Raw genomic sequence first — 15,416 nt, forward strand, 5'->3', positions numbered from 1 at the left:
GCACATGCGGTCTAGTGAGGCATCCCCTTACTAAAGAGCATTACCGCATGACCACGCATCCGTTCCATACCTTTGATACTGCTGGCTACGTCCGAATCAATGGCAGTACCCAGCCAAGCACGCCACATGAGTTAATCCATGACGGTGACGGCATCGAAATTTTCCGGCAATCGAACCATGCAACCCTGCGTGACCAACTCGTGTTCGTCATATCCGGACCGAGCAAAGTCGACGTATTCGTCGACGAGCACGACGCCGACGCCCAGGTAACGCAGACCCTGATCGTCAGAATCAACGATGAACAGGGCTTTATCGTCAAGCCCGCTTCAAACACTCAGGTAATGACGTTCCTTACCAGCGAGGGAAACGACGAGATAGGTCTCGGCCCACATATTGTGAACCCATGCGTCGTCCATGCCGGCGGCGGCCATGACGAGATCGACAGCTCTGCCCATCACGCGTCTATCTTCGGCGGTGAAGGGGATGATCATATTACCGTCATCGAAGGCAAGTGCTACGCCGACGGTGAAGAAGGCGACGACCATCTTTACTCAATGAACGACACCCCTGTCACCTTCCATGGCGGACCCGGCAACGACACGCTCGAAGGCAGCCGGCATACCGCTCTCTCGTTTATTGATGGCGGCGAGGGGGATGACGTGCTGATTGGCGGTGGCGGACCGAATGTACTGGTTGGCGGCCCGGGTGATGACCGGATCGAGGCAGGTGACGGCCACAACGTGATCTACACCGGTGATGGCTATAACCAAGTGGAAAAACTCAAACCCACCGACATCACTTACCACAATGTCAAAAGTGACCTGACGGTTGACCACACGAAGATAAGCTACGAAGAGCTGGATAAATTTCCACAGGGAGAGCTGGCATCCCGCGCTATCCATGTTGAACCGCAGCCGCTCAACCCGGCAGCCTTCACCTTCTCAGGCAGCACCGAGTTTATTGAGCGCACCAAAGATGACATGCGGCTGCTGCTCGCCTCCCCCACTGGGCAAAGGTTACTGAATCAATTGGAAAATGCGGCATTGGCCAGCGGTAAACCCATCGAAATCAGTGAGCTACTTTCAGACACAGACGCGCACTTCATTCCAGGAGACGCCGCCGGTGCAGCCGGCGCGTACATCAACAACGGCCAGACCGGCACACCGTGCTACGGAGGCAGCATCAGCTACAGCCATCTGGATGTGGCAGGGGACACGCCAAGCGTCGTCACCCTGTTCCATGAACTGTGCCACGCCTATAACTACATGACCGGCACCTTGCTGCCGGGCACCAGCGCACAATTCATACCCGGCAGTCTGCTGCCCCCTACCCAAGTGCCGAACACCGAGCTGCAAGCAGTTGGTCTACCGACAACTGCAGCGCCGTTCGACTTCGACGGCGACCCAGGCACACCGCCCACCAGCACCAACCCGCAGGCCTTCAGCGAGAACGGCCTGCGCATCGAGCTGGGCCTGCCGCCACGCACCCGCTATTAAGCGAGGCCTTCCTCGCCACAGGGCACAATCAGAATCCCCGCCCGAAGACCATTCTTCACCTTCGGGTTGGGGAAGATAATGCGCGCGCCCTCCTCCTCGATCACCCAGCGGGTCTTGGCCACGTCTTCGGCCAGCAGGTAGCCCTGGGCCAACGGCGAGAAGTTTTCCACGTCTGCCGGCAGGTGCAGCAGGAAGGCGTCGCTGTGCTTGATGACTTCACGGGAGACGGCAAACAATTGCAGGCCGTCGAGGCTGTCAGTCGTCGGCTCGGTGCCTTCGATGATTTGCTTGAGGCGTGTTTCCAGGCGGGACACGTCCACGCCCTGGTTTTGCCCGAACGGCCGCGCCTTGCCCAATTCCAGGGTGAACGCCTCGGCATCGAGTTGTTCGTAGGTAAACGCGGTGAACGTGATTGAGGTCTTGTTCTGCAGCAGCACTGCTTGCATGCCGGCAGCGTTCAGGCGCGCCAGCTCATGGCGTGAATGCTGGCGACCTTCTTTCCACGGGTACAGGGCAAACTGCTCGATCTTCGAACCACGAATGGCCGTGTGCAGGTCGTAATGCAGGCGTGAGCGGCCCGGCAGGCTGAAAAAGCTGCGGGCCAGTTGCTCCAGCTCGGCGGCGCGCATGGCCTCCGGGCCGATGTTTTTTTCATGCCGGCCGTTGAACAGCCGGTTGACGTCCAGCTCGAGGTAACGCTCGCCGCGGCGCATGGCCTCGGGGTTGCCGAACAGGAACAGAATACGGGTACGGGGCTTGATCTCCCCACGGGCAATACCATGCAACAGGCGGTCGAGCAGTTCGATCGGCGCGGTTTCGTTGCCATGGATGCCGGACGACAGCAGCAGGTCGCTGCCGTTGTCCTTCGCTTCAGGCGGGCGCACTTCGAGTGCGCCCTCGCTGAGCCAGCGCATCTGCACGCCGTCGACAGTCAGTTGAATTTTTTGCGCCGGTTCACGACCGGCGAGGGTCAGTTCAAGCAGTTTGCCAAGGGCGAGCATACGCAGCTTCCTTAGTGGTTGCAGCCTGGGCCATGGACGTGATCGTCGTCATCACCTTCAACATCGGCCGGTTCCATTTCAAGTTGCAGGCTCATCAGGTTGGTGGCCAATGGGCGCATCAGCAGGTTGGCGTATTCGGCGTCGCCCTCTTCCACGTCCACGCCGATCAGCAGTTGGCCACGGCCGTCGTGCTGGATCCAGATTTCCTTGCCCTGCCAGACCACGGCGACGCGGGTGCAGGAAGTTTCCAGCTGGGTGCCGTCGGTGTCTTCAAGAATCAGTTTCAGGGTGTCGGTGGTCATAATAGATAGTTCTCAGCCGTACGGCGTTAATTGATCTGGAAAGGATAAACCGCGCCCAGTTTAAGGATTTGCGTCAGTTCATCCAGTGCCGTCCGGCACTCAAGCAGCAATTGTGGATCAGCCAGGTCGCTTTCGCGCAGGCTGTCACGGTAGTGCTTGCCGACCCACTGGGTCAGGGTGTCGTACAACGGCGCGGTCATGATAACGCCTGGATTCACCGCCGCCAGCTCCGTTTCGTTCAAGGCCACGCGCAACCGCAGGCACGCCGGGCCACCGCCGTTCTGCATGCTTTGCTTGAGGTCGAACACCTTCACTTCGCGGATCAGGCCGCCGGCAGCGGTCAGGTTTTGCAGGTACTGCCAGACGCGTTCGTTGGCGCGGCATTCTTCCGGCACGATCAGCAGCATCGAACCATCGGCGCGGCTCAGCAGCTGGCTGTTGAACAGGTAGGAACGCACCGCGTCCTCGACACTGACCTGGGCGCGGGGCACGCACACCGACTGGAAGTTGCCGCCCAGCCTGGCCAGTTTGCCTTGCAGCTCGCCGAGCATCTGTTCGGTATGGAGGAACGCGTCCTCGTGATAGAACAGCACTTCGCCGTTACCCACCGCGATCACGTCGTTGTGGAACACGCCGGCATCGATCACCGCCGGGTTCTGCTGGGCGTAGACCACGCCGTCATCCTTCAAACCGTGCAAGCGCGCGACGGCCTGGGAGGCTTCGAGGGTCTGGCGCGCCGGGTACTTCTGCGGCGCCGGGTAGCGGGGGTCGAACGCGCTGCGACCAAACACGAAAAACTCGACGCCCGCCTCTGCGTACTCACGGCAGAAACGCGTGTGGTTAGCCGCACCTTCATCGCCAAACTGCGCCACGGCGGGCAACGCGGCGTGGTGGGCGAAGTGCTTCTGATCGGCAAACATCGCCCCCAGCACACGACTGGTGGTCGGGTGTTCGATGCTGCGGTGGTACTTGCAATTGAGGTTGGCGGCAGTGAAATGCACACGACCATCCGCCGTATCGGCACTCGGGCTGACGGTGGCGGCGTTGGCCACCCACATGCTCGACGCGGAGCAACTCGCGACCAGCAACGGCATCGCGTCTTTGGCCGCCTGTTGGATCACTTGCGCGTCGGTGCCGCTGAAACCCAGGTTGCGCAAGGCGGCCACGTCAGGACGTTCCTGGGGCGCCAACACACCTTGTACAAAGCCCATGTCCATCAGGGCTTTCATTTTCTGCAGGCCCTGCAACGCAGCTTCCTTCGGGTTGGAATGCTGCTGGCTGTTGCTCTGGGACGCGACGTTGCCGAAGGACAAACCGCCGTAGTTATGGGTCGGCCCCACTAGACCGTCAAAATTGACTTCATAGGATTTCATCGGCGAGGCTCCACGAACATCTGTTTTTATAAGCAATCTTCAGTACTACAGAAATCCAATGTGGGAGGGGGCAAGCCCCTCCCACATTCAGTTCAGTGTGATGCCGGGGGTCAGCGTGGCAGGCACCACCAGGCTCGGGGTCTCAAGCGAGGCCACCGGGTACGCACAATAATCCGCAGCGTAGTAGGCACTGGCACGGTGGTTACCCGACGCCCCTACCCCACCAAACGGTGCCGTACTGGCGGCGCCGGTCAGCTGTTTGTTCCAATTGACGATACCGGCGCGGCTTTCCAGCCAGAACTGCTGGTAACGCGCTTCGGAATCCGACAACAAGCCCGCGGCCAGGCCGTACTGGGTGTTGTTGGCCTCGGCAATCGCCGCTTCGAAGTCAGCGTAGCGGATCACCTGCAACAAGGGGCCGAACAGCTCCTCGTCTTCGCGCTCGGTCACACCGGTCACGTCGATGATGCCCGGCGTGAGCAACGCGGCCTGGTCCTGTGGCTGGGTCATCTCCAGCAGCGCTACGGCGCCATTGGCCAACATCAATTCCTGGGCGTCCATCAAGGCTTTGGCGGCACCAAGGGAAATCACCGAGCCCATGAACGGCGCCGGTTGCTGGTCGAACGCACCGACTTCGATCGTCGCGCTGACCGCCACCAGACGCGCCAGCAACGCATCGCCCCAGGCGCCTTCCGGCACCAACAGGCGACGGGCACAGGTGCAACGCTGGCCAGCCGAGATAAAGGCTGACTGGATGATGGTGTAGACCGCCGCATCCACGTCGGCCACCTCGTCGACCACCAACGGGTTATTGCCGCCCATTTCCAAGGCGAGGATCTTGTCCGGGCGGCCGGAGAACTGCTGGTGCAGATGATTGCCGGTGCGGCTGGAGCCGGTGAAGAACAACCCGTCGATGCCGGGGTTGGCCGCCAGGGCGATGCCGGTTTCCCGCGCGCCTTGCAGCAGGTTCAGCACGCCCGCCGGCAGGCCGGCTTCAATCCAGCACTGCACAGTCAGCTCAGCGACTTTAGGGGTCAATTCGCTCGGTTTAAACAGCACGGTGTTACCCGCCAGCAAGGCCGGGACGATATGCCCGTTCGGCAGGTGACCAGGGAAGTTGTAAGGGCCGAACACAGCCACCACACCATGGGGTTTGTGACGCAATACGGCGGTGGCATCGCCCAGCGGGCCGCTCTTCTCGCCGGTCCGCTCGCGGTAGCTTTGTACCGAGATGGCGATCTTGTTGGCCATGCTGGTGACTTCGGTGGCCGACTCCCACAGTGGCTTGCCGGTTTCCTCGCCGATGCAGCGGGCGATTTCGTCGGCGCGGCGTTTCAGGGTGGCGGCGAAGGTTTCCAGCACGTGGATGCGCCCTTCCAGCGGGCGCCTGGCCCAGGCCGGGAATGCCTGGCGCGCGGCCTGCACGGCGGATTCGACCTGCTCGGCGGTGGCGCCATTGCCGGCCCACAGCACCTGCTGGGTCACCGGGTTGCGCGACTCAAACAGCTCACCCTGGCCAGCCAGCCAGCTACCTGCGATATACAGCGAATTCATTATTTCGACTCCCGAGCAGCGGACAACGGTACGGCACGCACTTGATCACCCACCACCAAGCGCAGACGCTTGGCGGTCTGTGGGTCGACCACCAGGGTTCCGGCTGCCAGGCGGGCCGGGGCAGCGGTGATGCGGCAATCTTCGCGTTTGCGGTTATGGATCAGGAACGGCGTAGCGTCGTCACCTGGGGTGCCGATCGCCAAGACCAGTGTTTCGCTGTCGCGAACGGCACGGATCTTCTGGGTCTCACACTCCACCGCAGGTCCCGCATCAAAGATGTCGACGTAGCCCTGGTAGCTGAAGCCTTCGCTCTTGAGCATGCTCAGCGCCGGTTCGGTGTCCGGGTGGACCTTGCCTATCACGTTGCGCGCATCTTCGGAGAGGAAGCAGCTGTACAGCGGAAACTTCGGCATCAGCTCGGCGATGAATGCCTTGTTGCCCACGCCGGTCAGGTAGTCGGCCTGGCTGAACTCCATCTTGAAGAAGTGGCGACCCAGGCTTTCCCAGAATGGCGAACGCCCGGCGTCGTTGGACACCCCGCGCATCTCGGCGATGATCTTGTTGCCGAACAGCTGCGGGAATTCCGCGATGAACAGCAGGCGCGCCTTGGCCAACATGCGACCGTTGAGGCCGCTGCGGTAATCGGCGTGCAGGAACAACGAGCACAGTTCGGAATTGCCGGTGAGGTCGTTGGCCAGGAACAGCGTCGGAATTTCGCGATAGATGTTCAGCTCCTGGGAAGCGCTGACGGTCAGCCCGACCCGGAAGTTGTACCAGGGCTCACGCAGGCCGACGGCACCGGCAATGGCGGAAATGCCCACCACACGGCCTTCGTCGTTTTCCAGCACGAACAGGTAGTCGGCATCGCCGCGCCCGGCGTCGCCGCGAAAGGTTTTTTCCGCCCAGCCCACGCGGTGGGTCAGGCGCTCTTCGTTGGCCGGCAAGGTGGTGAGGCCGGTGCCGGTGCTGCGCGCCAGATCAATCAGGGCCGGTAAATCGCTGCTGCGTACGGGACGAACGATCATGCTATCTCCTCGAACGGGCCGCTGTTGTCAGCCACCCGCGAAACTCTCTTTTTAAACCGCAACCAGGCGCACGCTCGCGCCTTCGCCAACACCCAGGGCTTCGGCCGCTGCCAGGTCCAACGTCACCGGTTTACCCGGCGCATAGTCCAGCTCCAGCATCACCGCACGGTAGTCCTGCAATTGCGCGTTGCTCACCAGGTACTGGCGGCCGACGCCCTTGGCCATCTCGCCGATCTTCACCGGCACCACGCGGCTCTGGGCAATCGAGCGAATGCCCGAGACCCGTGCGTGCAGCGTCGGGCCACCGTCGAAGATGTCGATGTAGTGGTCGGTCTCGAAGCCTTCGCGCATCAAGATGTCGAAGGTGATCTGCGCACGCGGGTGCACCTGGCCCATGGCTTCCTGGGCTTCGTCCGGCAGCAGCGGCACGTAGATCGGGTAATGCGGCATCAGCTCGGCGAGGAAGGTGCGGCTTTTCAGCCCGCACAGACGCTCGGCGGCGGCGTAGTTGAGGTCGAAGAAGTTGCGGCCGATGGCGTCCCAGAACGGCGAGTCACCGTTCTCGTCGCTGTAGCCGACGATCTCGGTCACCACCGAGTCGGCAAAGCGCTCGGGGTGGCTGGCGACGAACAGCAGGCGGCCACGGGAATTGAGTTCCGACCACGGCGAACCGACCAGCTCGGGCACCACGTAGAAACTGGTGAGCAGGCTGTTGCCGGTGAGGTCGTGGCACTGGGAAAGCACATGGATCTTGTTGTGGATCTTCAGCTCGCGGGAGGCGTGCACGAAGGTCTCGTTACGGAAGCTGTAGAACGGCTCGGAGTAACCGGCCGACGCGACAATGGCCGAGCAACCGGCGAGCTTGCCGGTCTCGGTGTCTTCAAGCACGAAGAAATAGCTTTCTTCACCGTTGAAGCTCACCTCGGCGGCGAAGGACGCTTCGCTCGCGGCGATCTTGTCGCTCAGGCGTTCCACATCGTCCGGCAAGGAGGTGACACCAATCGGGCTGTCCGCAGCCAGACGCTGTACCTCGCCCAGATCAGCCATTTGCGCGGGGCGCATCACCAGCATGGTGTCACTCCTTAACTCGAAAAACTCATAGGAAAAAATACCGGACAGTTGCTGATTCAACGCAGGTCAAATGTGGGAGGGGGCTTGCCCCCGATAGCAGTCTGTCAGTTGATAAATCAGGTGGCTGACCCATCGCTATCGGGGGCAAGCCCCCTCCCACATGACACGGTCCGGCAAATAAGTGTGTATCAGGCTTGAGTCAGCGTTTTCACTGCACGTTCAAAACGGTCCAGGCCTTCCTGGATATCCGCGTCTTCCACCACCAGGCTCGGCGCAAAACGCACCACGTCCGGGCCGGCTTGCAGGATCATCAGGTTTTCCTTCTCGGCCGCGTTGAACACGTCCTTGGCCTTGCCTTTGAACTCGTCGCTCAACACGCAACCGAGCAACAGGCCCATGCCGCGCACTTCGGTGAAGATCCCGTATTGCTTGCCGATCTGCTCCAGGCGCGCCTTGAACAGGTCGTGCTTGGCGTTCACGCCAGCCAGCACTTCAGGGGTGTTGATCACGTCGATCACCGCCTCGGCCACCGCGCACGCCAGCGGGTTGCCGCCGTAGGTGGTGCCGTGGGTACCGACCACCAGGTGCTTGGCCAGGTCTTCACGGGTGAGCATGGCCGCAATCGGGAAACCGCCGCCCAGGCTCTTGGCGCTGGTGAGGATGTCCGGCGTCACGCCGTAGTGCTGGTAGGCGAACAGGTGACCGCTTCGGCCCATGCCGGTCTGTACTTCGTCAAATACCAGCAAGGCGTTATTCGCGTCGCACAGCTCGCGGGCGCCTTGCAGGTAGGCCAGTTCGGCCGGCAGTACGCCGCCTTCGCCCTGGATCGGCTCCAGCACCACAGCGCAGGTCTTGTCCGACACGGCGGCTTTCAGCGCAGCCAGGTCGTTATAAGGAACGTGGGTGATGCCGTTGATTTTAGGCCCGAAGCCATCGGAGTACTTGGACTGGCCACCGACGTTGACGGTGAACAGGGTGCGGCCGTGGAAGCTGTTCAGCGCGGCGATGATCTCGTACTTCTCGGTGCCGAAACGGTCGAACGCGACGCGACGGGCCAGCTTGAACGCGGCCTCGTTGGCTTCGGCGCCGGAGTTGCAGAAGAACACGCGCTCGGCAAAGGTGGCGTCGATCAGCTTGTGCGCCAGGCGCAGCGCCGGCTCATTGGTGAACACATTGGATACGTGCCACAGCTTGTTGGCCTGTTCGGTCAGCGCGCCAACCAGCGCCGGATGGGCATGGCCCAATACGTTGACCGCGATGCCGCCGGCAAAGTCGATCAGCTCACGACCGGCCTGGTCCCACACGCGGGAACCTGCGCCACGCACGGGGATGAAGGCGGCAGGTGCGTAGTTGGGAACCATGACCTGGTCGAAATCGGCACGTTGCACCGGGGCTTGCTCAACGGACATCGGAGTCTCCTGAAGAGGAACGCCTGCCTGAAACTGGCGGGCGATGCAGGGATTGTAAGGACAGTTTTCAGTAGGGCCTTGTCGCCAAGCGACAACTTCTTATAGCGCCAACCCGCGTTTTACGTGGGTTTACGCCAATGCGACAAATAGCATCGCAATGGCGCAGTTTAAACGCTGTCGCACAATTACGTGAGACCTGCGCGCACGCTCGGCATAACTATCTAAAGGCCGGTGCGCGCAGGTGACTGATTAACTCGTGGTTTTCAAGCCCTCCATGGATGTGAGCATGACGACCCCAACGCCCCCGGCACCCGCAATCACCCAAAGCAGCCATCCCGATCGCCACTACGAACCCTTGACCCGCGCACTGCCGGCCTGGCTCGGCAACGCGTCCGCCAGCAAGCGCTCCGCCCTCAAAAACGCCACGCCCCTGCCCCTGCCCGCCACCGACGCTGCGCAACAGGCAACCCTCAAGCAGCTCAATGGCGCCCACTGGCACGCCCAGAACCGCGTCGACCAGGCCCTCAAGGACCTCCAGGACGCCAGGACCTACTCCATCCCCTTGCTCAAAGACGCCTTGAAACGTCAATCCGGCCTTGAACTGGATGTGGAAACCACGTTTATCCGCCTCTACATCCCCCAGACCATCCCCTGGTTTACGGTACGTTCCGGCGGGGCGCGCGCCTGGACCGTGTCCCTGCTGGACGCCGCGCTGCATAACTTCGAACACAAAGAGACCCTGGCGGATGCCTATGAGCCGGACTCCACCTACATCACTCAACCCGATGCCAACGGCCAGTTCGACACATTGCCCGCCATCAAGCTCCGCCTGCCCATCGCGGCGTTCGCCCAACTGTGTCGCGACCTCGACCTAGGCGCGCGCTATATGGGCTACCTGCGCGAGCAACTCGGCGTCGACCACCCGGTCGCCGGCGCGGTGCTGCAAGCCAAGGTCGACGCCAGCCAAAAAGCCGCTCTACGTGCGGCGGTACAATTGGCGCGAATCCGGGGCGACATCCAGGAAGACTATGCACGGTTGATCGAAGGCCTGATCGACGGGCTTTCCGGCATGCGCCTTGGCTCAAGCGCCGTGCACATACATGACTTCAGCATGATGGAGGCCCCGCTCACCGGCATCCTGCTCTTCGCCCCGGACCTCGAAAACACCCGCACGGTGCAACGAATGGTGGCCTATGTGCCGGACGACCCGGAACATCCGCTCAAGGAGTACCCCTCCCCCCTGGCCTTCAAGCAGGAACTGACCCGACAACTGCGCGCCGCCGATTACCAGGTGTTTTTCAGCCGATTCGTCGCCCACGAGCACCGCGGCGCGTTTTTCGCCGACCTGGGCCAACGCCTGGAAAAAATCACCTGGCATCCCAGTGAATACGGCAGCGGCCTGGCGCCCTGGCGCGCCGACCCCACCGACGATCCGTCATTGCAGTTCACCGCCAGCCCGATTCTCATCGCCCCCTGGGACTACCTCTACCAGTCCAGGCTCAACCAGTTGCTCAACGACGCCCGCACCCTCGCCGTCGCCACCGCGACCGTGGATCGCAATGCGCGATGGGCCTTGTGGGACAGCTTCGTCAACGTCGCTTCGTCCATCGTGAATGCAGCGTTGCTGGTGGTCGCACCGTTTATTCCGGGGCTGGGGGAATTGATGCTCGCGTACATGGCCTATCAACTGCTCGACGACGTGTTCGAAGGCATTGTCGACTGGGCCGAAGGACTTGACCGCGAGGCCTTCGCACACCTGATGAACCTGCTGGAGAGTGCGGTTCAACTGGGGTTGTTCACGGCGGGCGGGCAGATCGGCGTACCCGAGTTGCGCAAGCTGATGTCGCCGCAGACCCTGGCCTTCATCGATCGCTTCAAACCAGTCACCCTCGCCAGCGGTGCCCGCCGTTACTGGAAACCCGACCTGGCCCCCTATGCGCAAAACCTGCAGTTGCCGCCGAACCTGGGCATCGACGAACTGGGCCTGCATGCCGTGCGCAAGGAATCGATCCTGCCGCTGGAAGGCTCGTTGTACGCCGTGCAGAAGTCTCCTGGAGACGGACAGTACCGGCTCAAGCACCCGAGCCGGGCCGACGCCTATCAACCGCTGCTGATCCATAACCAGGCGGGCACCTGGCGTACCGAACTCGACCAGCCGTTGCAGTGGCAAGGCCCGGATTTGCTCGGCCGTCTCGGCCATCGTGCGCAAGGCCTCAGTGACGCCGACCGGCAACTGGCCATGACCCTGAGCGGTACCGACGAAGCCATCCTGCGCAAGATGCACCACAACAGCGAGCCGCTGCCGCCGCTGTTGGATGATGCCCTGGCGCGACTCAGGATCGAGCGGGAACTGGACACCTTGATCGAACGCCTGAGCAGCGATGACCCGGCACTCTACAACCGCATCGCCGCCCAGGACCTGCTGCAATTGCTCACCGCCAATGGCGCCTGGCCGCACACCCGGGGCTTGCGCTTTCTGGATGATCAGGGCCGCGTGGTCTGGACCTTTGGCGACCAGACCAAGCCGCTGGTACAAATACACGAAGCGCAACTGAGCAACGGCGATCTGCTCAAGACCGTGTTGCAGACACTGACCCCGGAAGAGATCCGTGCACAATTCGGCGAGCGTGCCAGCGACCCGCAACTGAGCCTGGAAACCCGCACACGCAACCTGAGAAAAACCCTTGCCGGGATCGCCCGCAAGCATCGCGTCGCACTTTTCGACTCACGCTACGGGCCCTTGCAGCACGCCGAACACCCCCAAGCCCGACAGTTGGCCGATGAAGCCCCCGGCTTGCCGGCCACCGTCGCCGAGCGATTGCTGAGCCAGGCCACCGGTGAAGAGCTGCTTGAGCTACAAGCCGAGCGCACACCGCCACGCCTGGCGCAGTTGGCCCAAGCGGCGCTCACCGAAGTCCGCCTGAACCGCGCCTATGAAGGGCAGCACCTGGACTCACAGGTCAACCTCGACACCGACCTGCTGGCCTTGAGCGCATTGCGGGTGCTGCCAGGCTGGTCCACGGAGATCAACCTGCAAGCCCTGCACCAGTCCATCGACGGCGAGGCCTGGCACAGCGTCGGCCCTGACGACGCACCGATCCGCCGCAGCCTGGTGCGCCTGGACAGCGGTCGCTACGTGGCCTACGACGAAAAAGGCCCCCTGTGCGGCGAGACCGACCTGTACTCGGCCATTCTCCATGCCCTGCCTGACGCCCAGCGTGAGCAGCTGAACATCGACATTCATCAAGGCCACGAACTGCGCGAGCGCCTGCGCCAACGCCCGCCGCCGCGCGACGAAATGCGCGTGCTGCTGGGGGGCGACACTCCCGAACCGGCCACCGAGACCCTGCAACTGCTCGGTCACGATGCCGGCTACGCCCACCAACCCGCCATCGAGGGTGGTCCGGCGAGTCTGCATCAGCGCGCACGCAGCCTGTACCCAAGCCTGGACGACAGCCAGTTGCACGCGCTCATCCAAGACTGGCAGGCACACCCCGGCGGAGCGGCAGCCAAGCTCGCGCAACTGGCCGAGGAATATGCGCGACTGGACAGCGACTTGCAGGCCTGGCAAGCCGATGTCCCTCACCATCACCCGGTGACGGGACAAACCTTGTACCGGTGGGAGCGCCAGTTGGAAAAACAGAATCGCACCGCGATGGCCCATCGGCTCAAAGCGGCCTGGCGGCGTGAAACAGTGATCGACAACTACTACGAAGACCCGGCGCGGGACGGCCACACGCTCAAGCTCAATGGCAACATCCTGGGCGAGATGCCACGACTGCAAGCCAATTTCGATCATGTCTCTCTGCTGTCCCTCAACGGATCAGCCAACTTGCACGGGGTGTCCTCGTTCCTGGGCCACTTTCCCAAACTGCGCCAACTCAGTGTCATCAACACGCCTCTACGGGGCCTGCCTCAGGAGATCACGTCGATGCCGGACCTGAACGCCCTGCAACTGAACACCTGCCAGATCGCCCTCACCCCGCAAAGCCAGGCGCAGTTGGCCGCCATGCACCAGATGCGCTCGCTGGACCTGCACGGCAATCCGTTGGGTCTTGTCCCCAGCGTCGAAACAATGCCCGACCTGGTCGCCCTGGACTTGTCGCGCACCAATATCGACCGCCTGCCGGCCGGCGTGCTCAGCCATCCGGAGCTGCAAGTCGCCCTGTTGAGCAACAACCGGATCAATCACTTGCCAGATGGCATTTTCCAGCTTGCGCCTGAATCCAGCTTGCGCTTCGACCTCTCGCGCAACCCGCTGAACCGCGAAACCCTTGAAAGGATCAAGGCCTATCACCAGCGGCACGGCACCCGCTTCGAGGCCAGCGCCTTGCAGGCCGACCGGCGCGACGCCAAGCTATTGTTTCCGAAATTCAGCGAAGAGCAGATCAACCGATTCATCTTCAACCTGCCCGGCGATATCGAAGCGGGACGACGGGAGCTGGCACGGCTGGCAGGCGACTACCAGACGCTCACGGGCGAGTTGCAGGCCTGGGCCCAGGCACCGGCGCTTCCCGAGCTGGAAACGGCGCGCAGGGCGGCGCTCAAAGACCTGCTGGAACGAAGCTGGCGGCGCGAAACCCCGCAGCAGACCCAGATAGGCTCCCTGGAAATTCCCGCCACCCTGGCAGGCGAACTGCCGCAACTGAGCATCACGTTCGACCACATCGGCGGGCTTCGCATACAAGGCAACCAACGGCCCCTGCACCTGGATCAGTTCCTGCGCAGCTTTCCCAATGTTCACGCGCTCTCCATACAGGACGCACCGATGGGGGACCTGCCGGCCTCGTTGCTCAGCCTGCAACACCTGGAACTCCTGAGCCTGCCCGGATGTTCGATCATGTTGTCGGCCTCATCCGCGCAAGGCCTGGAAGGCATGAAGGGGCTGACGTTCCTGGACCTGAACCATAACCCCTTGGCGCACACACCCGACTTCAGCCAATTGCCCAGCCTGCGCCGGGTGCTGTTGCGCAATACCGGCCTGCGCGAGGTGCCGGCGGGTCTGCTGCGCAGCGATCAGCACGTCACGGTGGACCTGAGCAACAATGCGATCGAAAACCTGCCCCCGACCGCCTTCACATTGCCCAGCACTGCGGTGCGAGGCATTGATCTGTCGGGAAATCCGTTGTCCAAGCCGACGCTGGAACAGGTCAAGACCTATTGCCAACGCACCGGCGAGTTCTTCAAGGCAGAAGCCAACCCTGGCGAGCGCGAACGTATCCAACAGCTTTACCCCACCTTCGTCGACAGCGAAATCAATCGGTTCATCTTCAAACTGCCTGGCGACATGGACGCCGTTACCAACCAAATCAGCCTGCTCGAAGAGGAATACCGGCAATTGGGCACCGACCTCAACGAATGGGTGTTGGATGTCCCGACCCATCACCCGATTCTCGGCACGCTGATGGATGAACAGGCACGCGCCGAACAACAGTTGATCCGGCAGGATTTCAAGACCCTGCTCGAGCAAGCCTGGCGTTTTGAGAGCATCGAAGACGAAGAGAGCCTGGACGAAGAGGTGACCCACAGTTTGATACTCGATACCCCAATACTCGGGGCCCTGCCGCAACTGCGTGCGCGCTTTAATCACGTGTCCACTTTCGAACTGATCGGCGACGGCATCACGACCCAGGTCGATGGCACACTCGGCAGCTTCCCCCAGCTGGAGACACTGGCCCTCAACAAGTGCTCACTGCAAACCCTGCCCACCTCGATATTCAACATGCCCAAGCTGTCCTCTCTGGACCTGTCCGAATGCAACATTGCGCTTTCACCGCAAAGTGCCCGCGCACTCGGGGACTTGAAAGATATTGAGTTCATCGACCTGAGCAACAACCCCCTCGGCCACGCACCGGATGTGAGCCAGCTTCGTCAATTGAGCTCACTGCACCTGCGCAATGCTCAACTGCATCACGTCCCCGAAGGTGTGTTCCAGGAGTCGTCGGTGTTGCGCACCCTGGACCTGAGCAACAACCACATCGAACAGTTGCCGGCGTCTCTCCTGGAAATTTCATACTCCCTCGACAGCGATTCGGACCTGCGCGGCAACCCGTTGTCGCCACACAGCCTGGCGTTGCTCAGGGAGTACTACCGGCGTACAGGGTTTGCTTTCCATGTCGAGGCCGCCAGGCAGGACGCCGAGGGCAACCCACTGACCCCACCCTTGGGTCGGGAAGAAGAGTGAA

At 62.0% G+C, this 15,416-nt stretch carries 9 protein-coding genes; 2 read left to right on the forward strand and 7 right to left on the reverse strand.

The features are described from left to right. Positions 1 to 47 precede the first annotated feature (47 nt). Entirely contained in the window at positions 48 to 1,496 is a 1,449-nt protein-coding gene (locus BM026_RS20055; protein WP_093529824.1) for a M91 family zinc metallopeptidase, read from the forward strand. On the opposite strand, the gene astE is transcribed toward BM026_RS20055, so the two are convergent. From astE to BM026_RS20090, 7 genes are all read right to left on the reverse strand, one after another. After that, a complete protein-coding gene (astE, locus tag BM026_RS20060; protein WP_092242455.1) occupies positions 1,493 to 2,497 on the reverse strand; it encodes a succinylglutamate desuccinylase in 1,005 nt (334 codons plus the stop codon). The two genes, BM026_RS20055 and astE, sit on opposite strands and share 4 nt — an antisense overlap. Positions 2,498 to 2,508: 11 nt before the next feature. Next, entirely contained in the window at positions 2,509 to 2,799 is a 291-nt protein-coding gene (locus BM026_RS20065; RefSeq protein ID WP_003214319.1) for a hypothetical protein, read from the reverse strand. Between the two features lie 26 nt (positions 2,800 to 2,825). Then, complete coding sequence (gene astB, locus BM026_RS20070; protein ID WP_092242452.1) at positions 2,826 to 4,172, reverse strand: N-succinylarginine dihydrolase; 1,347 nt, start codon at positions 4,170 to 4,172, stop codon at positions 2,826 to 2,828. A gap of 87 nt (positions 4,173 to 4,259) precedes the next feature. After that, a complete protein-coding gene (gene astD, locus BM026_RS20075) occupies positions 4,260 to 5,729 on the reverse strand; it encodes a succinylglutamate-semialdehyde dehydrogenase (protein ID WP_175507959.1) in 1,470 nt (489 codons plus the stop codon). Then, complete coding sequence (gene astA / locus BM026_RS20080; RefSeq protein WP_092242443.1) at positions 5,726 to 6,751, reverse strand: arginine N-succinyltransferase; 1,026 nt, start codon at positions 6,749 to 6,751, stop codon at positions 5,726 to 5,728. The genes astD and astA overlap by 4 nt, the downstream gene beginning before the upstream one ends. Before the next feature lie 51 nt (positions 6,752 to 6,802). Then, positions 6,803 to 7,822, reverse strand: coding sequence for an arginine/ornithine succinyltransferase subunit alpha (aruF, locus tag BM026_RS20085; protein WP_027607766.1), 1,020 nt, complete (start codon positions 7,820 to 7,822; stop codon positions 6,803 to 6,805). A 188-nt stretch (positions 7,823 to 8,010) separates the two neighbouring features. Continuing rightward, positions 8,011 to 9,231, reverse strand: a complete 1,221-nt coding sequence (locus BM026_RS20090; RefSeq protein WP_093529828.1) for an aspartate aminotransferase family protein — start codon at positions 9,229 to 9,231, stop codon at positions 8,011 to 8,013. 286 nt (positions 9,232 to 9,517) lie between these two features. On the opposite strand from BM026_RS20090, the gene BM026_RS20095 reads away from it, so the two are divergent. Beyond that, positions 9,518 to 15,415 carry a leucine-rich repeat domain-containing protein gene (locus BM026_RS20095; protein ID WP_093529830.1) on the forward strand — a complete coding sequence of 1,966 codons (5,898 nt, stop codon included), beginning with the start codon at positions 9,518 to 9,520 and terminating at the stop codon, positions 15,413 to 15,415. Position 15,416 lies beyond the last annotated feature (1 nt).

The organism is Pseudomonas sp. NFPP24, assembly GCF_900112095.1.
Classification (GTDB): domain Bacteria; phylum Pseudomonadota; class Gammaproteobacteria; order Pseudomonadales; family Pseudomonadaceae; genus Aquipseudomonas; species Aquipseudomonas extremorientalis.